At 44.0% G+C, this 22,120-nt stretch carries 18 protein-coding genes; 8 read left to right on the forward strand and 10 right to left on the reverse strand.

Annotated features, from left to right (window positions below):
* Positions 1-12: 12 nt before the first annotated feature.
* The 5 genes from G517_RS0112785 to hemH all read left to right on the forward strand — a co-directional run bounded on the left by G517_RS0112785 (position 13) and on the right by hemH (position 6,300).
* On the forward strand, positions 13-945 hold the full coding sequence (locus G517_RS0112785; protein WP_028304732.1) for a DUF368 domain-containing protein: 933 nt from the start codon (positions 13-15) through the stop codon (positions 943-945).
* 599 nt (positions 946-1,544) lie between these two features.
* Complete coding sequence (gene rpoS, locus G517_RS0112790; protein ID WP_028304733.1) at positions 1,545-2,561, forward strand: RNA polymerase sigma factor RpoS; 1,017 nt, start codon at positions 1,545-1,547, stop codon at positions 2,559-2,561.
* Between the two features lie 280 nt (positions 2,562-2,841).
* Positions 2,842-4,623: a GGDEF domain-containing protein gene (locus G517_RS19115; protein WP_036591484.1), complete on the forward strand. Its 1,782-nt coding sequence runs from the start codon at positions 2,842-2,844 to the stop codon at positions 4,621-4,623.
* 142 nt (positions 4,624-4,765) lie between these two features.
* Entirely contained in the window at positions 4,766-5,056 is a 291-nt protein-coding gene (locus G517_RS0112800) for a DUF6482 family protein (protein WP_028304734.1), read from the forward strand.
* Positions 5,057-5,259: 203 nt separating this feature from the next.
* The gene (hemH, locus tag G517_RS0112805) at positions 5,260-6,300 is read left to right on the forward strand and encodes a ferrochelatase (protein ID WP_051206381.1); all 1,041 of its coding nucleotides are present in this window, start codon (positions 5,260-5,262) and stop codon (positions 6,298-6,300) included.
* A gap of 111 nt (positions 6,301-6,411) precedes the next feature.
* Here the strand turns inward: hemH and G517_RS0112810 are convergent, their stop codons facing one another.
* Positions 6,412-7,119, reverse strand: a complete 708-nt coding sequence (locus tag G517_RS0112810; protein ID WP_028304736.1) for a 16S rRNA (uracil(1498)-N(3))-methyltransferase — start codon at positions 7,117-7,119, stop codon at positions 6,412-6,414.
* 109 nt (positions 7,120-7,228) lie between these two features.
* Here G517_RS0112810 and G517_RS0112815 point away from each other — a divergent pair, with 109 nt between their 5' ends.
* Positions 7,229-7,882, forward strand: coding sequence for a DsbA family protein (locus G517_RS0112815; protein ID WP_051206382.1), 654 nt, complete (start codon positions 7,229-7,231; stop codon positions 7,880-7,882).
* 243 nt (positions 7,883-8,125) lie between these two features.
* Positions 8,126-10,870: an EAL domain-containing protein gene (locus G517_RS0112820; RefSeq protein WP_169447915.1), complete on the forward strand. Its 2,745-nt coding sequence runs from the start codon at positions 8,126-8,128 to the stop codon at positions 10,868-10,870.
* A gap of 40 nt (positions 10,871-10,910) precedes the next feature.
* On the opposite strand, the gene G517_RS0112825 is transcribed toward G517_RS0112820, so the two are convergent.
* From G517_RS0112825 to G517_RS0112835, 3 genes are all read right to left on the reverse strand, one after another.
* Complete coding sequence (locus G517_RS0112825) at positions 10,911-12,107, reverse strand: amino acid aminotransferase (protein ID WP_028304739.1); 1,197 nt, start codon at positions 12,105-12,107, stop codon at positions 10,911-10,913.
* Between the two features lie 261 nt (positions 12,108-12,368).
* Positions 12,369-13,103: an oxygen-binding di-iron domain-containing protein gene (locus tag G517_RS0112830; protein WP_028304740.1), complete on the reverse strand. Its 735-nt coding sequence runs from the start codon at positions 13,101-13,103 to the stop codon at positions 12,369-12,371.
* A gap of 37 nt (positions 13,104-13,140) precedes the next feature.
* Entirely contained in the window at positions 13,141-13,749 is a 609-nt protein-coding gene (locus G517_RS0112835) for a hypothetical protein (RefSeq protein WP_028304741.1), read from the reverse strand.
* A gap of 400 nt (positions 13,750-14,149) precedes the next feature.
* On the opposite strand from G517_RS0112835, the gene G517_RS0112840 reads away from it, so the two are divergent.
* Positions 14,150-16,084 (forward strand): methyl-accepting chemotaxis protein, encoded by a 1,935-nt coding sequence (locus G517_RS0112840; RefSeq protein WP_028304742.1) that lies wholly within the window; start codon positions 14,150-14,152, stop codon positions 16,082-16,084.
* Between the two features lie 97 nt (positions 16,085-16,181).
* Here the strand turns inward: G517_RS0112840 and pseI are convergent, their stop codons facing one another.
* The 6 genes from pseI to pseB all read right to left on the reverse strand — a co-directional run bounded on the left by pseI (position 16,182) and on the right by pseB (position 21,901).
* On the reverse strand, positions 16,182-17,225 hold the full coding sequence (gene pseI, locus G517_RS0112845) for a pseudaminic acid synthase (protein WP_028304743.1): 1,044 nt from the start codon (positions 17,223-17,225) through the stop codon (positions 16,182-16,184).
* Between the two features lie 6 nt (positions 17,226-17,231).
* Positions 17,232-17,864 carry a formyltransferase family protein gene (locus G517_RS0112850; RefSeq protein ID WP_028304744.1) on the reverse strand — a complete coding sequence of 211 codons (633 nt, stop codon included), beginning with the start codon at positions 17,862-17,864 and terminating at the stop codon, positions 17,232-17,234.
* Positions 17,861-18,979, reverse strand: coding sequence for a UDP-2,4-diacetamido-2,4,6-trideoxy-beta-L-altropyranose hydrolase (gene pseG, locus G517_RS0112855; RefSeq protein ID WP_028304745.1), 1,119 nt, complete (start codon positions 18,977-18,979; stop codon positions 17,861-17,863). Before pseG ends, G517_RS0112850 begins: the two co-directional genes overlap by 4 nt.
* Before the next feature lie 64 nt (positions 18,980-19,043).
* A complete protein-coding gene (gene pseF / locus G517_RS0112860; RefSeq protein WP_028304746.1) occupies positions 19,044-19,745 on the reverse strand; it encodes a pseudaminic acid cytidylyltransferase in 702 nt (233 codons plus the stop codon).
* Positions 19,742-20,902, reverse strand: coding sequence for a UDP-4-amino-4,6-dideoxy-N-acetyl-beta-L-altrosamine transaminase (gene pseC, locus G517_RS0112865; RefSeq protein WP_028304747.1), 1,161 nt, complete (start codon positions 20,900-20,902; stop codon positions 19,742-19,744). The genes pseF and pseC overlap by 4 nt, the downstream gene beginning before the upstream one ends.
* Positions 20,903-21,901 (reverse strand): UDP-N-acetylglucosamine 4,6-dehydratase (inverting), encoded by a 999-nt coding sequence (gene pseB / locus G517_RS0112870; protein ID WP_028304748.1) that lies wholly within the window; start codon positions 21,899-21,901, stop codon positions 20,903-20,905.
* Between the last annotated feature and the right edge of the window lie 219 nt (positions 21,902-22,120).

Here is a 22,120-nt window from a genome sequence, read left to right on the forward strand (position 1 = left end):
GGAGTATTTTGATTGAAATCTTCAGCTAAACCTCAGCACGGTATTAAAGTTTTTTTCAAGGGAATGGCGATGGGGGCTGCTGATGCCGTACCGGGTGTTTCTGGTGGTACGGTGGCATTTATTACCGGTATTTATGAACAATTGATCGAGTCTATTCGTCATATTAATCCTAGTCTGCTACTGCTTTGGTATCGCTTAGGTTTTAAAGCTGCCTGGCAAAAAATAGACGGTAGTTTTTTACTAACGCTACTGGCGGGTATTATCAGTAGTATTGTGTTGTTGGCCCATGTCGTTAGCTATTTGTTAGAACAGCAACCGGTTCTTTTATCTGCCTTTTTCTTTGGCTTGGTAAGCGCCTCTGTTCTTGTGATCTACAGTGAAATTGAACAGCGTAACTGGAAAACCACTCTTGGATTGTTCGTGGGTGTGGTTGTTATGATGCTGGTTAATCAGTTGATGCCAACTTTGGATACCGCTAAGCCGTTACATGTCTTTATTGCTGGGACTGTTGCGATTTGTGCCATGATTCTACCCGGAATATCCGGTAGTTTTTTGCTATTAGTTATGGGGGTTTATGGCGGTATTATGCATGCGGTTAAAGAACTGCAGTTGATGACGATGCTGTGGTTTTCTGCGGGTTGTATTACAGGCATATTGAGCTTTTCACAGGTGTTAAGTCTGTTGTTCCATCGTTTTCGTCAAATGACTTTAGCATTGCTGACCGGTGTACTAATTGGTTCGCTATCTCAGATTTGGCCGTGGCGACAGGTTGTATCGTACAAAATTGATAGCTTGGGTAAATCAGCGGCTATTGCCCACGATAATTTATTGCCTACGGCCTATGAACAGCTAACGGGTATGAGTGCTCAGTTAGTCCCTGCCTTAATTTTGATGGTTCTGGGTTTTTCCCTTGTTTGGTTTTTTAATCAGCAATCTGAAAAATAAATTAACCAAAAATTTAATTTTGATTGATTTCTTCCTGCGCTCATATCTTACTGATCTGCAAGGCTGTTTGATATTTTATCTAACAGTCTTGCTCCCCTCCTTGAAAATTTTTCAATGATGCTTTTTATAAGAATGAAAAAAATGTTGTACATCATTCATCTAAAGCTATAGCTTCTTAGGTGCGGACAGAGCAGAAAAATTGAGTTCTCTAGCCGTAAAATAACAAAGTAGCTCGCTAAACTCTAAATAAAACGTGATAAGCCTTTATGTAAAAAAAGTATTAATAATTAAAGGGTTAATAAGCATTTTTATAGAAATTAGCCATCATTAAAATAATAAATGAGTCACTTTGTAATGGTCTGGTTATTGGTGGTACTTTGTATCGCTACAATCCAGTCCATAGTAAACCATGCTCAAATATTCAACATTGGATTGAGCCAAAATGTTTTACCAGGAAATAAAGGCCAAATTTGGTCGGTTGTGATAAACAATGACTACATTGGATGTAAGGAGTCACAACACCCAGTCACAGGCCTGTACCGATAAAAATAAAAGTGCTAGCAAAGAACTGCCGGCACTCAGGACATGGGAATACTGCTATGACGACTCTAGAACATGATTTTGACATAGAGCACGATGCTAATCTTCGCCCATCTGAAGCGGATGCAACAAAGGATTTATCCTTACAGAGCTTGTCTTCACAAGAGACTGAAGAACAAACAGAAGAGCAAGCCGAAGCGGATTTTGAACGCGCTCTTGAGCGCGAGGATAAATCAGAAAAAAGCTTAGATGCGACTCAGCTCTATCTTAGTGAAATTGGCTTTTCGCCTCTTCTCTCTCCAGAGGAAGAAGTTTACTTTGGTCGTCTTGCCCGCAAAGGTGATGCCGCTGGCCGACGTCGAATGATTGAAAGCAATCTTCGTCTTGTTGTTAAAATTTCCCGCCGTTACTTAAATCGAGGCTTATCCCTGCTCGACTTGATTGAAGAGGGTAACTTAGGCTTGATCCGGGCGGTGGAGAAATTTGACCCAGAGCGCGGCTTCCGTTTTTCAACCTATGCAACGTGGTGGATTCGTCAGACGATTGAACGTGCCTTGATGAATCAAACTCGCACGATTCGCCTACCGATTCATGTGGTGAAAGAGCTTAATGTTTACCTGCGTGCCGCCCGCGAATTGAGTCAAAAATTAGACCATGAGGCGACACCGGAAGATATCGCTGCTTCGCTGGATCGTCCTGTCGAGGCGGTTAAAAAGATGTTAGGTCTTAACGAACGCGTTACCTCGATGGATCATCCTCTTGGCGGTGATATGGATAAACCTCTGGTTGAGACTATTGCCGATGCAGAGGATATGGATCCGGCACATATGCTGCAAAAAGATGATTTTACTCAGCATATGGATCTTTGGTTGTCAGAGCTTACAGATAAACAGTCTGAGGTTGTAGTGCGCCGTTTTGGCTTGCATGGCCATGAGCCATCAACGCTAGAACAAGTAGGTGCCGAGATCGGCCTTACCCGTGAAAGGGTTCGTCAGATTCAGGTGGAAGGCCTACGTCGGTTACGTCGCATGATGGAAAAGCAGGGCATTTCCATTGAATCTGTTTTTAGTGACTAGTGCAGGCTCAAGCTATGACAGGGTTGACTTTACTCCTCCCTGTCTTTTCTTTTCTCTTCTTCGTCTTTCCCTTCTATCTGAATGCTCCTAAATTATCGTATTTTCTGAATCGTTAGATATAAGGCTGTGCACTGCATGGCCTTTTTAATTTAATGTCATTTTTTTTACGATTCCTTGTCCTTTATAAGTCTTTTGTAGCAATTTTGTCATTTTTCATTGGTGTAATGTCATGTATTGCGCAGAGGTCTAGCTGCGTCGCTTTACTGGAGATTGCATATCAATGGCAGAAACAGCCGAGTTGCTGAATATTATCGAGCAGCAAAAAATAAACACCGTCTTTCAACCGATTATTGGTGCTCATGGCCAATCTATTTTTGCCTATGAGGCCTTGACTCGTGGCCCGGCAGATAGCCCCTATTGCAGCCCAGTGAATCTATTTGAAGCGGCGAAACGCCAGCAGCAATTATTTGCGTTGGAGGCGATTTGCCGAAGGCGTGCAATTGAAAAGTTTACGCAACAGCAGCTACCAGGCAAGCTCTTTTTAAATGTAACCCCCGAAACCCTGCTGCAAGCGGATCATCATAAAGGTATGACCTTAGATCTGTTGAATAACTACGGTTTAAAACCTGAACAGGTGGTTATTGAAATTACAGAGCACTCGCCAACCCATGACTATGAGTTGATGTGCCATGCGGTACGGCATTACCAAGGTGAAGGCTTTTCTATCGCCATTGATGATTTAGGTGCAGGTTATTCCAGTTTAAGGCTTTGGTCTGAGTTACAACCAGAATATGTGAAAATTGATCGTCATTTTGTTTCAGGGATTGATCGAGACAAGGTTAAACGTGATTTTGTGCGCTCTATTGTCGAGATTGCTCGGGCGGTTAATAGTCAAGTGGTTGCAGAAGGTATTGAAACCCGCCAAGAGTTTGAAGCGCTATCTGAAATTGGGGTGGATTATCTGCAGGGTTATTACTTTGCAAGGCCTCACCCTGAACCGATTCGTGAAGTATCCAAGTCAGCTCAGAAGGTCTGGAAACAGATCAAGGAGAGTAGAGAGATGTACAAGGATGAAGGTCAAATAGGCCGATTAAAGCTTGATATTTCCCCCGTAACACCAGAGACACTGGTGGAAGAGGTGGTGGATATTTTTGAGAAAAACGAACACTGGTTCTCCGCTCCGGTGGTCTCAGGTGGTTTACCGGTGGGGATTATCACTCGCTCCCGGTTACTGCAGAAACTGAGTAAAGCCTTTGGCCGTGATCTCTATAGCAAGAAACCTGTTAGCCAAATTATGGATCAGAACTTTATGTCGGTTGAACGACATATGCGGCTTGAGACCGTAAGCCAGCAGGTGACGCAACGAAACCGGAGCCGATTAGAGGAGGATTTTATTATCACCGAAAACGGCTACTATTCCGGCGTAGGTCAGGTGATTGATCTGTTAAAAATGATTACAGAGGTGCAGCTGAAAAGCGCGCAGAACTCAAATCCTCTGACAGGCTTACCGGGTAATGTCTTGATTCAAGAGCATATTGATCAGCTTATCACCAGTAAAACACCCTTTGTAACGTGCTACTTTGATCTGGACAATTTTAAGCCTTACAACGATCAATACGGCTATGCCCGAGGGGATGATATTCTTCTGAGTGTTTCTCAGCTGCTTAAAAAACACTGTCAGCCTAAGCTGGATTTTGTGGGGCATGTTGGCGGCGATGACTACGTGGTGGTTTTCCAAAGCTCTAACTGGCAAACATTTGTTCAAGATGCTTTGAGTGAGTTCAGCCAATCGCGGCGAGCTTTCTACAGCCCTGACCACTTAGGGGATGGTGGCATTTGGGCTGAGGACCGATTTGGTGAAAGACGGTTTTTTGGTCTGATGAGCATCTCTGTGGCCGCTATTGACTCTGAATCTGCAAACTTTGGTTCAGCCAAAGAACTTGTCAGTCGGTTAAGCCTAATTAAGCACGAGGCCAAACATGCCAAAGGCAATAGCTTGGTGGCTCAACTAGCTGGGTCTATTGTTAATTTGTTCACCGAAGCTGATACCTGCAGTGCTTAAGACCGATTTTTTATAGGTTGTCGCAGAACTGTCATAAATATGTCGCAATACTGTCGTTTAGGCTGCGTATAACGGTTATAACGCAAATCAAAACGCATATTGTTGGTTAAACAGCCAACCCAAAAGACAGAAAGGCAATACTATGAAAATGACAGAACTGCACCAACTGATAGAACATCATCCTTCTGTAGAGGTTCAAATCCAGTCTCATCATGAAGGTGTTTACTTTACAGTAGAGATTATCTTGGGTGATATGACTTACTGCTTGCACGGACAAAAGGGTAAACCGCTGGTTTTTCGTGATGAGGATTCAGCTCGTAACCTGCTTCAGCAATCAGGTATCAAACAGGTTAAATCTCACCGTGTTTTATCCCGTTTATCAACCCTTGCTCAGCCTTTGTTAAACACCGGATGGCGTGCTCAGTTAGCTTAATTTAAGCACTGACATTATTTAAGCGCCGCCACTGTGGGCGTATCTTTTATCGACTTTTTAACCGAGTGTTTTTTTTTATTCTTCAGGACACGTTATTATAGCAACACCGTATAAGAGCCTCAGATGCTGAGTTGTCATCCCTAATCCCTAAAAGTAAGGGTATGCGACAAGCTAGGTTGATGTGTTGTAAATAAGGAATAACGATGTCCGATACCACTATTGCTGCAATCCCAGATGTTGAATCTGTTCCTCGTGCAGCAAGCTCTTCAAACCTTCGTCAGGGTGTGCTCTTGATAAATTTAGGCACACCCGATGCGCCAACACCCGCAGCGGTTAAACGCTACCTTGCTGAATTCCTGCATGATCATCGTGTGGTTGACCTAACCCGTTGGCTGTGGTGTCCTATTTTGCACGGAGTTATTTTGCAGATACGCCCTAAGCGTGTGGCTAAAGCCTACGCTTCTGTATGGACGGATGATGGCTCTCCTTTGCTTGCCATCAGTAAGCAGCAGCAAGCAGCGTTAAGCCAACATCTAAAAGACCAAGGGATTGATCTGCCGGTAGAGCTTGCTATGACTTACGGTAATCCTTCTATTTCCGATAGCCTTGACCGTCTTGTTCAGGCTGGAGTGGAGGAGGTTATTGTTCTGCCTTTGTACCCTCAGTACTCTGCAACGACCACCGGTGCGGTATTTGATAAATTGGCCAAAGTAATTGCCACGCGCCCAGAATTCCCCGCGATTACTTTTATTCGTGATTACTATCGAACCGACGGCTACCTTGATGCGCTGGCGCAGTCGGTTAGAGACCACTGGCAAGAGCACGGTCGCGGTGATCGGTTGATGATCTCTTTTCACGGTATTCCTAAGCGTTACGCTGATCAAGGCGATCCATACCCACAGCACTGTCATCATACCGCAGAACAACTGGCCCAACGTTTAGGGCTAAAAGAAGGTGAATGGATCTGTAGTTTTCAATCTCGCTTTGGCCGTGAAGAGTGGCTTAAACCCTACACCGATAAAACATTAGAAGTCTGGGGGAAAGAGATTGAAAGGGTGGATATTATCTGTCCCGCTTTTGCTGCAGATTGTCTGGAAACCTTAGAGGAAATTCAGGTGGAAAATAAAGACGTTTTCCAAGAGGCCGGTGGAAAAACCTTAAGCTATATTCCAGCGCTTAACGCCAGAGATGATCATATTCAGTTATTAGCAGACTTGGTTCGACAGAAGCTGTCGGTTCAATAGAAGCTGTCAATTCAATAGAAACTGTTGATTCAATTGAAATGGTGAACAATGATGGTGCCCCTATCAGATAGAAAAAGATAAGGGCATTATTCTTACGGGCTAAAAAACAGTCTAAAAAAGCCGTGCCAACAGCGCCGTAACCGCCGTTTCTACCCTCAGAATACGTTCACCCAAATGCACGGGCTTTAAACCAGCCTCAACCAGCTTTTCGACTTCATAGGGAATAAAGCCACCTTCGGGGCCGATAGCCAGTGTTGTTTCTCCCTCTATGCCTCGGGGACAGGCCTCTAGGCTGCCTGGATGAGCAACGATTCCTTGGGTACCAGCACAGATATTTGGTAATCGGTCTTCCACAAAGGGCTTAAATTGTGTTTCAAGATGCACTTCTGGCAGCAGGGTGTCTCTGGCCTGTTCTAGGCCCAGAATTAAATTATCACGGATCTTTTCTGGCTTTAATTCTGGCGACATCCAGTAACTTTTTTCAACCCGCTTTGTGCCCAGTAAAACAAGACGCTTTACGCCAAGGGTGCTGATATGTTGCAGTGAACGAGCCAACATTCTAGGTCTAGGCAGTGCAAGTATCAGTGTGAGTGGTAAAGGGGTTGGTGGTTCTTGGTCAAAATGGGTTTCAAGTATAACGCCATTAGCATCTGACTGACGTACCAAACCGCTTCCCATAAGCTGATTAAGACGACCTATTTTTAGCTTATCGCCTATGGCAGCGCGATGTACGTTTTGGATATGCTGAGCGCGATGGTCGGTTAGGTGAACTTTATGTTCGCTGATAAAGTCTGACTCGTACAGTAGGATTAAATTCATAGTTGATGCCCCCGCTTAAGAAGCAGGCATCATAAGCTGGCTGTTTGTGAATGCAAGCCGCTATTTAACTCATGCAGGGATGCAAGTGCTATAACAATAGGATGGCATTATGACCGATTATATCAATGCTCTAATCAAAGATGACGGCCCTGCTCTAGTCTATATCATGGACCCTATGTGCAGTTGGTGTTGGGCATTTAAGCCTGTTATCGAAGAGATACGAACTGCGTTCCCCGGGTTTAATGTTTACACCTTACCGGGTGGCCTAGCGCCTGATAGTAGTGAGCCTATGCCTGAGGCTCAAAAGGTCCAAATATCGAGTATTTGGAAAAAAATTGAAAGCACCGTAGGCACAACATTTAATCATGATTTTTGGACGCAATGTGAACCACGGCGCTCGACCTACCCGACTTGTCGCGCTCTTCTTCTTGCTCGAGATATTGGCAAAGAGAACGAGATGATTGATTCAATTCAGCGGGCTTATTATTTAAACGCACAGAACCCTTCTGATATGGCAACGTTAGCATTGTGTGCCGCAGAGATCGGTATGGATATTGAGCCTTTCAAGCAAGCAATGGTCAGCGATGAACTTGACGAACGTTTACAGCAGGAATTGACGTTTCACCAACGTTTGGGCGTGCAAGGTTTTCCCTCTCTGGTGTTAAAAGTCTCTGACCGCTGGATGGGTATCGGTCTGGATTATAAAGATGCTAAGTCGATGATTGAACAGATCAAAGCAGGTATTGAAAAAACAGACATCTAAGAGTGAGCGACGATATTTAATGAAAGGAGTACGATAACGTTCCGTTAACCAAAGGAAATATGAAATGGATCTAATTTGATATAAATCAATAGATTAAAGATGTCTTTGTTTCGTTTATATGAGATGACTCAATAGTCATGGTCATTGTGTCACATAAAGAAATAGTGATCTGACTCAGAGCGCTATTGTGTTATTTTGTGTAATATTAGGTATTTGTATTTTATGTTTGCCGAGGTTAACGCAATGTTGTCACAAGGATGTTATAGCCGCCTAGCGGTAAAACGAGTGGCCTTTGGCGTGCTATTACTATGGCTCGCTTTGATACTGTGTGTGTGGAGTAATGATGCTTGGGCTATTCGTACCGAATCCAGTGAAGCTGTATTAACCGCCCAAGAGCTTAGATGGTTGCAACAACATAATAATCAAGTTGATGTGGGCATTGCGTTTGTACCGCCACATACAATGGAGCTTGATGAGAGTAATCAGTACCACGGCGTAGCTATGGACTTTTTGGCGCTGATGGAGAAAAAGCTCCCCGTTAATTTCAAAGCTCATTTCTATCCTTCCTATTCAGCCTTACTTGAAGGTGCTAAAACCGGCCAAATTGATATGGTCTTTGCTGCATCAATTACCCCAGAGCGAGAGCAATACCTTATCTTTACCCAGCCTTATACTTTTCTATCCAATAAGATTTTTGTGCGTAAGACCGCTGAAGGCTTTCAAAATATTGATGAGCTTATTGGCAAAACCGTTGCCGTGATTCGTGGTACTGCGATGGCTGAGCACCTTCGACTGTTTTACCCAGGAATTAAGCTACTTGAATTAAAAAGCTCAAAGGATCTTATGCTGGCGGTGTCGTCTGGTAATGCTGATGCGGCGATATCTGTTGTGGCTAGTGCGTGGTGGCATATGAAAGAAGAGGGTATTAGCAATCTTGATATCAGTGGTGATGCAAATTTTAGCTACGCGGTACGTTTTGCCACGAGAAAAGAGCTGCCACTTTTAGCGCATATCCTAGAAAAAGGCTTATATAACATCAGTGACCGTGAGCATGATGAGGTGCATCGTCGTTGGCTGTATCCGCAGATAGCTGGTGTGATTAATAAAGAGACGGTCTATCGCTACGGTGGCTTAACGATAGCGATTTTTTTAATTGCTTTAATTATTTTTGGTTTGCTTTTAATTCGTCGCCTGCGGTATGAAGTTGCACAACGCTTGGAAACTGAGCAGGCCCTGCGCAATAGTGAAGAGCGTTTCGAGCTAGCGATTAGAGGAACTAATGATGGTATCTGGGATTGGAATCTACACACTAATGAGCTTTATTTAGCTCCTCGTTTTTTACAGATTATTGGTCAACGTGATGCCGGTGTTGGTGTTTTTTGGCAAGGTTTAGACCCTTGGTTAAAGCGCGTTCATCCAAAGGATCGCCCTCTATTTGAGCGGGCGACAGCAGAGCATCTTAAAGATCATCAACCGTTGGATATTCGTTACCGTATGCTACGGGATCAAGGTGAATGGATCTGGGTGCGTATGCGGGGACAGGTGCAACGTAATGAGCTGGATAATGCGCTGCGTCTTTGTGGTTCTATTATGGATGTCACAGAGAAAAAACGGTCTGAGGATGAGGTTCGCCGACTGGCTTATTTTGATCAGTTAACAGGCATTGCTAATAGGGAGCTATTTAAGATTAGCCTGCAGGGTGCGGTGAATAAGCTGAACACTCAAGATAGCCCTTTCGCTATTATGTTTGTCGACTTAGATCAATTTAAGCTAATCAATGATTCCTTGGGGCATCGCATTGGTGATTTACTGCTTTATCGTGTTGCTGAGATGCTGGGGGAGATTTTGCCCACAACCTGCTTTATCGGACGATTAGGTGGCGACGAATTTGCTGTTCTTATGGAAGAGCCTAGTGGGGCTAGCGAGGTTAAGCAGTGGGCTGAGAAAATTATCGAGATGCTAGCAAAGCCGATGATACTTGATGACCACGATGTACGAATAACCGCAAGTATTGGTATTTCTCACTGGATTGATGCCCCAGCAAGTCTTGATAGAGCTATGGAGCAGGCTGATATTGCATTGTTTGAAGCAAAGCGGGAGTGCCGAGGGTCATTCTGCTTCCATGAAGATAGCATGAGTGAGCGTATTCTAGAGAAAACGCTACTGGCAAAAGATTTAGAAAGCGCCCTAAAAAATAATGAGCTTTATTTGATGTACCAGCCTCAAATTAATCTACAGCAAGAACGGGTTATTGGCTGTGAGGCATTAATACGCTGGAATCACCCAGAACGAGGTTTGATCCCTCCTGATCATTTTATTTCTTTAGCGGAAGAGCGTGGTCTTATCCATCAGATTGGTGATTGGGTTTTGCATCAAGCCTGTAAGCAAGCCCGTAACTGGCTTGATGATGGTGTTGACTTTGGTGGTATTGGCGTCAATGTTTCTTCTTTGCAGTTATTGTCTCAGGGTTTTGTTCAACGTGTTGAAGAGGCGCTGGAAACCTACCATCTATCGGCGGAATATATTGAACTTGAAATTACCGAGACAGTATTGGTTCGAGATATTCAATTAGCTGAGCGTGTGATGAATCGCCTGTGTCAGCTGGGTATTAGCTTTTCAATTGATGACTTTGGCACAGGTTATTCTTCTTTACTCTATTTGCAGCGTTTACCTATTGGCCGTCTTAAATTAGCTCAGGAATTTGTTCGGGATACCATGCCAGATGCCAATGAGCATGGCCAAAGTGAGGCCGTTGTTTCAGCAGCACTTCATTTGGGAAAAAACCTTAAAATCCCTGTGATTGCGGAAGGGATTGAGAATTTTGCCCAGTTTGAGTGGTTAAAACACCAAGGCTGTGATGAAGGGCAAGGCTATCTATTTGCTAAACCAATGCTAGCGGCAGACTTTAAAGCGTTTGTGCATCATACGGCGTCCCATGGGATCTTACCGGTTCCTGTTGATCCTGAATGCACTATGATGGTGAGTTAAGGGGGGCCGCCACCGGCTTTCTCCCCCTTTTTTACCAAGATTAACGATTAATAGCCTTAAATATCGCTTGGCTCAGACGGTCAATATTGCCATCGTTAATACCAGCAATATTAATTCGGCCGGAATCAACCGCATAAATAGCGTATTCATCTTTTAAGTATTTAACCTCTGCTTTACTCAGGCCAGAATAAGAGAACATTCCTTTCTGAGCGGTGATAAAACTAAAGTCACGATCGCTCGATAACTGTTCAAGGTTTTGAACCAAATTCGCCCGCATACGATGGATACGGCTGCGCATCTCTGCTAGTTCCTGTATCCATTGCTGGCGCAATTCTGTATCAGATAAAATAGTGGAAACAATGGCAGCCCCATGGGCTGGAGGATTGGAGTAGTTGGCACGGATACAGTTGCAGGCTTGAGAGAATACATTACTGCAATGCTCAGGTGTTGAAGCAACGATGCTTAAAGCCCCAATACGCTCATTGTATAAGCCAAAGTTTTTTGAGCAGGATGTTGTGATTAAAGCTTCAGGGCACTTTTCAAGGATGAGCCTTAAACCTTGGACATCTTCTTCTAAGCCATCACCAAAGCCTTGGTAGGCACAATCAATCAAAGGAAGTAGGCCTTGGTCTGCAACGGCTTGGCTGATCTGCTGCCATTGCTCTAGTGTAGGGTCGATTCCGGTTGGATTATGACAGCTTGCGTGTAGGAGGATTACGTCACCTGCGGGTATCTGCCGGATTTCCTCTAACATCCGTTCAAACGCTAGAGCATTTGCCTGAGCATCGTAATAAGGGTAGGTACGCACTTCTACGCCAGCCCCTGCAAAAACATGAAAGTGGTTTGACCATGTAGGATCGCTCACCCAGATTTTTGCTTTTGGATTGAGGGCATTGACCAGATCACCTGCAACCCGAAGAGCTCCTGTACCACCTGGGGTTTGCGCCGTACTGATGCAAGACGTTTTAGTAAGAGGGTGGTCATCACCTAGCATTAATGTTTGCAGTAATACGGCAAGCTCTGGTGCACCTGCAGGGCCAATGTAACCCTTACTTTGTTCATGCTCAAGAATCAAAGCCTCGGCTTTTTTTACAACAGGCAAGATCGGTGTTAGACCCTGGTCATCCTTATAAACACCAACACCAAGATCAATTTTTGTAGGTGTTGGATCTTTCTTAAATGCCATCATTAACGCCAATAGGGCATCACCGGGAATCGCCTTAACATTCTCAAACATGACATGCTCCAAAATAGGAAAAGATGTGACGGTTTTATTGTTATTTACCCGTTGAATAGTAACGCTTTTTGGCTAATGGGTTGTCTTCGCATATTGTTGAATAAAGCAGGCAGGACGTGCTAAGTGTAATCTTTTCATGACAGTTGCGGTGAGGCCTTGAAGCATCTAGGGTCAGATTCAAGAAGATGTAACAAAAAAAGCCTGATTTTTTCAGGCCTTTTGAGTGTGGATCTCTTTATTCTTTATTTCTTATTCTTGATTTTATTTTATGCCTGTTCCTACTTCTAACTCATCAAGCCAGTCTAAGAAACGCTGAACATCACGACCTTTAAAAATAGCACCATGCTGAGGAGCCATATATTCAATATCCAGTTGACGCACGCGACGTACCCAATCTTTCTTCGCTCGGTTAGACGGCATCCAGCGTTGATGGAAGAGTCGCATTTTATCCACATGGGCATCAAAGTCCTCCACAAACATTGGCGCGCCATCGGGTAGAAGTGCAGCGCCAATATCACCACTCATTAGAATCTTGGCTTGAGGGTCGTATACACTAAAATTGCCGGATGAATGCATATAGTGAGCAGGAATAAACTGAAGCTCAATATCGTCTAAACGTAGGCTTTTGCCTTCATCTGGTAGAGGATTGTAGCGAATGCTATTACAGCCAAAGTGACGTAGAAAACCTTCCCATAACCAAGGTGCGTGAAGCTCCGCATGGGGCAGAGTTTTATCCCAGAGTCCTAGAGAAGAGATGATGTCAGGGTCTTGGTGAGATGCAAACAGGTGCGTAATTTGCTGAACAGGTACGTGATGAACCACCGCCGCGAGCATTGCCGAGAATAGCTCAATACCACCGGGATCGAGCATGATCGCGTGGTTAGTGGTTTTGATCATATATTGGTTGGTATCAATGATCTTGCTAGGGCGCTCTTCATCGCGACCAAAAACCAGCCATTCGTGGCTGCGACCTTCATGGAGCTTTATGACTTTCATAACAAAATCCGGCGTTAGTGTTTGTAGGCTTACCTGATTATCGCTCTAAAGAATGACGACATTTGGTGGCAATATGTTTAATTCGATTCGCAGCTTTTTCAAGCTTAACCACAATGCCTTCAAGACTGGCTTGATAGCTGTCCGCAGCTGTTGCCGCCTCAAGACGAGAGGTTGCGGTGACGACATTGGCTGCCAACATACGCGATTCAATTTCATCCAGTAGTTCAAATAGCTTGCGCATGTGGCGACGGAGTTGCACCGACTGCTGATGATGCTGGTTATAGGCCATCTTGGCGATAGGGTCTAATGTTTCAACGTAGGGTGCCGTTGAAGCTTTTTGTTGTGCTTTGGCAAAGCGGAGGTTCGCGTCAGAACTGTGCAGCTCTGCCAGAGAGGTGCGAGAAAGAACGAGGGCTTCTCGATTAATTTCTTTAACCAACCAAATGGTGTCATTGGCCAGCTCAACCATAAAGTCGGTGATGGGCTTAAAAGTACGCACATTGTCTCCCGCGCGAGCTACAAGCGCTTTAGCGTTCATTGCCTCAAGAGAAATATTCTTTGCCTCAGTGAGCACAACGCTAAGATCTGCTGCGACTGTGGCGGCATTAATAAAAAAGTGGGCACTGTTTTTGCTTCTGAACTGCATGATAGGAGCACCACGGGCAGGCTATGGAAAGAAGGAAAGAATGATAACGATCGTTTAATTATGGTGATGCCATGGACTAATGACAACCATTAGCTGATTTCGATACCCGTATTATAGCAATGGGAATGATGATACCAAAATAAGCTAAAGTGATATCGGGTCGCTTTTAAAACATTTACCTCTTTTTTGGTCTACTTTTGCTCGTAAGTAGTGCATATTTTTAATAAAGAAGTATCAGAAATTGGTTTTTATTACTCTACGAAAGTATTATTCTTTTTGCCTTGGTCTGAGGCTTCATGGATCTGAAGCCCAGAAAAAATAAGAATACGCCTCATGGCAATAATAATATTGCCAAAGGGCCTGCGGCCATAAGCTGCTGATAAGCAAATTAGGTGCTGTTATGTCGAAACAGTCATTCGCGCTGAATAGCCGATTACTCCGCCCTGTTATTATTGCCATTATCCTTTTAGCAGGGATACAAACCGTTTTATCCATTATCCTTATGACGTCAGGCGGGAAAAGCCTTGTCGATGATATTCGCTCACGGTTGAGCGCAGAGAATGGCAAGGTATCGAATGAGCTGCGTTCTGCAAGTGAAGGCGTTCAATCTCAAATATCCCAGATGACCCTAAGAGTGTCAGAAGATCTGGCCACAAACCTTCAACAGCAGTTAGAACAAGAAAAAAGCAGTACAGTAAAACTTCTTGAGACTTCTTTGCTCGATACCTCAAAAAACATGGCCATACTTTTGGCTGCTGTATCTCCTGAAGCTATTTGGGATCGTGATACGCCTCAATTAACACAATATGTCAAAATGGCCCATGAAAGTCAGCATGTGGTATTTGCTGGTTTTTATGATGGCTATGGTAAGCGGATGACCCGCTATTTGAATCGTCGAAGTGATCTTGTTAAAGAGTTAATGAAAACAGGGGAAGGTGATAATTCTTTAGATCGCGTGATTGATGCCGCTAAAAAACATAAACGCGTTGTCGTCATTGATCAGCCTATTAATCCCAACGGTGCTGTTATTGGCCGATTGGTTATTGGGGTGAGCCGAGACGTTGTGATTGATAATACTCAGAAAATGGAAGTGGGTTTTAATCAGCTGATTGCAGACAGCCTAGCAACAGTAAAAGGCAGTATTAATAAAGGTGGCTCCCAGTCGGTAACGGATTTGCAGAAGCGTTTGAGTGGGATTCAGCAACATAACGACTCCGCTCGATTAAGTATCGAACAAAGTGTTGAACACTCGTCTCAGAGCCTAGTGCAGCAAATGACGTTAGTTTCTGTTGTGAGCGCTTTGATTTTGGTGGTCGTTTTGGTCGTTGTTCTATCGGTGCGTTTATTACGTCGAATTCATGTTTTAACGGAGGCCCTAACGGATCTTTCCGCCGGTGAAAGCGATCTTACTCAGAGAATCGATGTAACAGGTCGTGATGAAATTACCGAAATGGCAAAAAAGGTGAATCACTTTGTGCAGGCGATTCAAGCGATTATCAATGATGCTCAGCAGATCTCTCACCACACGACCCATGTTGTTGCTGCTATGCATCAAGGTAATTTACACGCCTCTGAAGCGACAGATCGTCAGCAAGCGGCTGCCTCTGAAGCCTCATCTGCTGTTGCTTATATCGCTAATAGTGTGGCGGAGGAAAGTAAAAGCGTTGCTGAAACGTTAGAAAGTGTTGATCAGATTCGAGAAGAAACCAGCCAAAGTGCTGTAATCTCCCGCCGAGTTCGCCATGATATTGAAGCGCTGGTTACGGATGTAGAGCATACAGCAGAGGTGATTAATAGCCTTGCCAGACAGAGTGATCAAATTGGTGATGTGTTGGATATGATTAAATCTGTTGCGGAGCAAACGAACTTGCTGGCACTTAATGCCGCGATTGAAGCGGCTAGAGCTGGTGAAAGTGGTCGTGGCTTTGCCGTGGTTGCAGATGAAGTTCGTATGTTAGCCAGTAAAACTCAGCAATCTACCGAGGACATTGAGCGTCAAATTGATCAGTTGCAAGCAGGTACAAAACAAGCGGTTAAAGCGATCAATGATGCCAGTGATGTGGCTAGAAGTAGTATTGAAGGTATTCGACAATCTGACGAACGTTTAGCAAATGTTAGTACCTCGGTGGATCACTTGCACCGTATGTTTGCAGAGATCACTAGCATGACATCAGACCAATCATCTCGGGCGCAAAGCATGACACTTGCTTTAGGAGAAATTGTTTCTGAGGCAAAAATAACCTCTGAAGTGGTAGGGAATGCGACGGCTACCAGCCGCGAGCTTGAGTCTCTGGTTAAAGAGCTAGGACAGAAAGTCGATGGGTTTAAGGTGTAATACCTATACCGGACAGTAGTGGTGTACCTATTACTTGAACGGTTCTAATATAAGCCTCATAAAAAGACATCGCCGGTTATGAGTTCCGGCGATTTTTTTATAAATTGACACATTCAAGCTGTACAGGCGTATTGACTTCAATATCGCATGTAACATTCTTGCCGATGATCTGATCCCAATATTTTGGTGCAGCACCGTAGCCAGGCCGTACACTGCGAATATGCTCTGGCATGATCGTATCACCTGCTTTCAGTGATTTGACAAAATATAATGAACGGCGAAACTGTACATTGCCTGATTCACTGGATTTGCGCCCATAATCAATTTCCCCCAGTGCCTGCCATGCTGTTTTAGTATCACGGCACAGGGCGGCTAAATCGGAAGGCTCCAGCGAAAAACTATCATCTGGGCCGCCGCCATTTCGATCTAGAGTGAAATGTTTCTCGATAATACGAGCACCAAGCATAACGCTGGCAATAGCGGTGGTGTTATCCAGAGTATGATCGGATAAACCTGTAACCAAGCCAAAGCGTTCGATCATATCTGGGATCGTTGCTAAATTATAATCCTCTGCGGGAGCTGGGTAGCCACTGACGCAATGAAGAATGGCTAATTCTTTGCAGCCACCTTCTCTTGCTGCAGCAATAGCCTCTTCAATTTCTTCTTTATCGGCCATGCCTGTTGAAATAATCATTGGCTTGCCTGTTTTCGCAACGTACTTTATCAAGGGGGTATCAATAGCTTCAAAGCTGGCTATTTTGTAGGCTGGGGCATTTAAATCTTCAAGTAGATCGACGGCGGTTGTATCAAATGGCGAGCTAAACATAGTGATATCGAGTGTGCGAGCATAGTCAAAAAGCTCTTTGTGCCAGCTCCATGGTGTATGAGCTTCTTGATAAAGATCATAGAGCGTGCGTCCATGCCAAAGGCCTCCTTTAATAGTAAATTCTGGACGATCACTATTTAAGGTGATGGTTTCTGCGGTATAGGTTTGAATCTTTACGGCATCAGCTCCTGATGCCTTAGCCTGCTCAATAAGTTTTAATGCAGCCTCAAGAGAGCCATTATGATTGGCCGAAAGTTCAGCAATGATATAGGGCTGTGTTGTTTGGGAAATAAGGCGTTTATTAATTGTGATCATTTGATGTTACAACTTTTCTAGAGTGACTTTATATTGATGACCTCTGAACTCGAAGTATGCTGGATAGCGGCTTGGGTCTGATACACGAATTTTATCAAATTGATCCGCGATACTTCTTTGAGGGTCTATTTCGCTATCCGATGGCGTTCGTTTTGGATAGTAACTGGCATGATCATCAACTTGAGGTGCGGGCTTTATAGATTGATAGTTGGACACGGCAAAGTCCATCAGCTCTTCTTCGGCATCAAATAAGGCGTTATTGATTTCGTCATAAAGTGCATGTGATGGTATATTTCTCGTCACTTTTCTCCAGATATTACCTGTATCAACCTTATCGTTTGCCTCAATTAAACTGATGGTTATTTCTGTAGCGCCGGCTATAACCTCCCAAATATAAGGGCTCCAGCCTCTTCCCTTCGGTAAATCACTCGCATGAATAACCAGCGTATGCTTGTAGTGACTCCGTATTTTTTGTGAGACAAGCTCAGAGCAGGAGATCAAAAAAAGAATCTCTCCTCCAGTAAGCTCAGACAGGGTACGGCATAACTGGACATTAATGTCTGAGTGCTTTGCTATCCAGCGCTCTAGCATTTGATTGACAGGATGAAGATGGGACGAACACAAGATACTAATATTCATAATGATTCCAGCTGCACCAATACAGTATTTACACCACAACCATCAGCAATTTGCTGACTTACCTTTGATAAACGGCTCATTAATTTAGGGGTTATTGTGGAAACCAAGTTCTTGATAACCTCAGGCTGACTTGAATAACTAATAAGGCAGGCTCCAGCCTCGGCTAAACTGGATGCAATTTTTGTCTGGTTTTCAGCTAATACAAGCATAATGGTCGGTAAGCCAAGAGTGCATCGCTCCCAGCTAGTACTGCCTGCAGCTCCTATTGCTAAATCACTATTAGCCATAATTTCCGCCATATTGTTAACACCGCAAAGAACCTTACAGGAGCACTCCATCATTTTTGCTTGTTGAATAACACTGTCTTTATGGGGGGCATTTTGTCCCATCACAACGGTAATAGTAATACCAGTCTTAAGGTGGCTTTTGTCTATTCCAGTAAGGATCTGCCCCGTTATATTATCCTTATCCATTCCACCAAGGTTGACTAAAATATGATTAAGTTCAGGTGTTCTGCGTCGGTTTAAACTGTGCTCTCGCCATTGAGCGAATTCTGGCCTTAGCAAAGCATATTCTGCACCACACAGCAAAGTAGAGGCCTTAGGGGTTAACATCTCATAGTCAGATGGGTTTCGGTTGTAGGTTTGGTCAATCAATAAGTTGCTGATATGTTGACGGTCGGCAAGATCGTCGATTATAGCGAGCTTGCTGTAGTAGGGCTGACAGGCATTCTGCCAACGGAAATCTAGAGCATAGTGATCAACAATTAACCAGTCGATAATGCTACTTTGTATGGCGTCTATTGTCTGTGCCGCATCTTGCTGCCAGCTAACACCTAGCCAAGTGCTATGTCTGGGCAGAAGCTCTGTCTTACTGGATTGGGCTTCTATGGTATTAAGCTGAAGTGCTGAAATAGAGGAGGGCAAAGATAGTGGTAATAGATGTACTGAGTATCCTTTGTTTGTTATCAACGAACCTAGATGACCCTGTAGCTCTCGGCAGATAAAAATGCACTGATGGCCTCGCTCTGTTAAGGCATCAGCCAATGTTAGGCAGCGCATGACATGCCCTGTTCCTATTTCTATAGAGGCATCTGCTCTGAAGGCGATCTGCATAAACTAGCCCAGTTTTGAATGATTAAGGTTAGGTTGTTATATCTCAAACTAGATCATCTATATTTCAAGTTAAATCGCCGTTCTTTTTTAGTACTTGAAACATCATTTCTGCTCGTATCCAGTCTTCCGGCGTATCAATATCTTGTACTCGATGGCGAGGTAATACGAGAGGTGTGGATTCAGGGCTAAAAATGATTTTTTCCTCAAGCCAAGCGTCTGCTTTACCCCAATAAAATTGTCCGGCATCGTGATAAGCTTCTTCTAAATCTTGTGATCGAGTGTTGAAATATTCAGGGGAAAACATTTCCACTGAGTTTTGCGGTGTTATTTTTATCGCTCGTTGAATAGGAAAAGGATAGCTGGTAACCGTAAACGTATAGTCTGCATTTGTTTGTTGCTGTTGTTTTAGCCCACGCTGAAGATCTTCCGTCGTAACAAAAGGCGCTGTGGCATATAAACAGCATACTAAACTGGGTTTTTGTTGATGCTGGATAAGCCATTCCGTTGCATGCTTAACAACGGGGATCGTACCAGCAAAATCATTAGCTAATTCAGACGGTCTTATAAAAGGCACTTCTGCACCGTATTTCTGTGCAACTTCAGCAATTTCCTGATCATCAGTCGATACTATTACGCGATCAAAACAATGGCTTTTTAATGCCGCCTCAATCGACCACGCAATCATGGGTTTTCCAAAAAAATCGTTGATGTTTTTTCTGGGTATGCGCTTGCTGCCGCCTCGGGCCGGAATTATAGCGATGTTCATACTTGTAAAATTCCTTTTAAAACATGTACGACTTTGTCTTGTTGTTGCTCCGTCATGGCTGAGAAAACAGGCAAACTCATGGCTTCTTGGTAATAGCGTTCAGCTTCTGGGTAATCCCCTCGCTTGAATCCCATTTGCTGGTAATGGGGCTGAGTATGTACGGGAATATAATGCAGGTTTACGCCAATACCTTCTGCCCGTAACGCTTCAAAGATTTCTCGATGCGTTTTTTTAAGGCGATCTAGCGTTAGGCGAATGACATAAAGGTGGCGGCCTGAATAACTGTCAGGATGCTGCCAAGGTAGTGTTAGCGGTAGATTCTGTAGCAGCTGGTCATAGCGATTGGCTAATTCATGTCGGCGGGCGACATATTGATCTAGCCGTTCCATCTGACTGATGCCTAGTGCAGATTGCAACTCCGTCATACGGTAGTTATATCCCAGCTCAATTTGCTGATAATACCAAGGACCATCTGGCTCATGTGTCATTAAATGAGGTTCACGGGTAATACCATGACTTCGATACAAGTTCATTTTTTCTGCAAGTTGATCATTATTAGTGACCGCCATGCCACCTTCAGCAGTTGTGATAATCTTGACAGGATGAAAGCTAAATACGGTGATATCACTGTAGTGACCGCTGCCGATATACTGTCCTTTATATTGACCGCCAATAGCATGAGAGGCATCTTCAATGATTTTGAAGCCATAGCGTTGACTTAGCTTATGGATAGCTTCCATGTCGCAGGGCTGTCCACACAGATGTACCGCCACCAATACTTTGGGTAACTTTCCGTCACGCTCTGCCGTTATCAATTTTTGTTCTAAAGCGGTTGGGCTTAGATTGTAGGTGCGGGGATCGATATCAACAAAATCTACTTTTGCACCGCAATAAAGACCGCAATTGGCTGAAGCAACAAAGGTGATAGGGGTTGTCCAGAGCCAGTCACCTTTACCCACGCCAAGGACAAGGCAGGCGATATGCAGGGCGCTTGTAGCACTGTTAACCGCCAAGGCGTGTTTGGCGCTGACTTTATGGGCAATGAGTTGTTCAAATAAAGGCGTCTTTGGCCCTTGAGTCAGAAAGTCTGATTGCAGCACCTCAGTAACGGCATCAATATCGGCTTGAGAAATCTCCTGCCGGCCATAAGGTATCATTTAGATACTCCCTATTTTTTCATGATTATCACTGATCCAGCACTGTAAATCTTCGTCAGACATCCATTCACTATTGGTATCACTTGCATAGATAAAACCTTCTGGGACGTGCTTACCGTCTTTGATTCGGTTCGCGTCTTTATCCCAGTTATTTATTTGAGGCAGGATTTTATAGTGCTCTGGATATTCATAGGTAAAGTAAGCATCTTCTGAGCCTATCATCTGCTCATGAAGCTTCTCCCCGGGGCGAATACCGATCACTTCTTGTTTTGCGTCTGGGGCGACAACACGAGCCAGATCGGTAACTTTCATAGATGGGATCTTTTTCACATAGATCTCGCCACCTACCATATCTTCAAAGGCATGCCATACCAGCTCCACACCTTGTTCTAGAGAGATCATAAAGCGGGTCATACGGCTATCGGTGATAGGTAATACACCTTTATTTTTAATCGACATAAAGAAAGGAATAACAGAGCCACGGGACCCCATGACATTACCGTAACGGACAACGGAGAATCGAGTACCTTTGCCACCGGCATAGTGATTGCCTGCTACAAATAGCTTGTCGGAAGCTAATTTAGTGGCACCGTAAAGATTAATTGGGCTGCTGGCTTTGTCAGTGGATAACGCGACGACACCTTTCACCTTTTTATCGATACAAGCATCAATAAGGTTCATCGCCCCATCAATATTGGTTTTGATACACTCAAAAGGGTTGTATTCAGCGGTAGGCACAATTTTAGTCGCAGCGGCATGAACGACATAATCAACACCATCAAGGGCTCTATACAAACGATCTCTATCACGGACATCGCCTATAAAAAAGCGAACACGGCTGTCACCTTCAAACTTCTTCGCCATATCCCACTGCTTCATTTCATCCCGTGAAAAAATGATAACTTTCTTCGGATTATATTTGGCTAAAGTCATAGGCACGAACGTATTGCCAAAAGAACCAGTGCCGCCAGTGATAAGAATTGTTTGGTTGGACAACATAGAGAGGAATTCCTTGCGAATTGCACTTGATTACAATGAAGTGCGTTCAGCCATTTTTTTAAGTTGATGGGAGCGCTTTCTACCAACTCTTGAATAGATGCTAGTGTATTTAAAGGCAATAATAATACATTCAACAGAGGGAAGGGTGAAGAATCCTTGTGTGTTCTTCTGTTTCTATATTTAGGATTTATGCGGATATTATTGAATTGGCGATGGAAT

This window comes from Oceanospirillum maris DSM 6286 (assembly GCF_000422865.1).
Classification (GTDB): domain Bacteria; phylum Pseudomonadota; class Gammaproteobacteria; order Pseudomonadales; family Halomonadaceae; genus Oceanospirillum; species Oceanospirillum maris.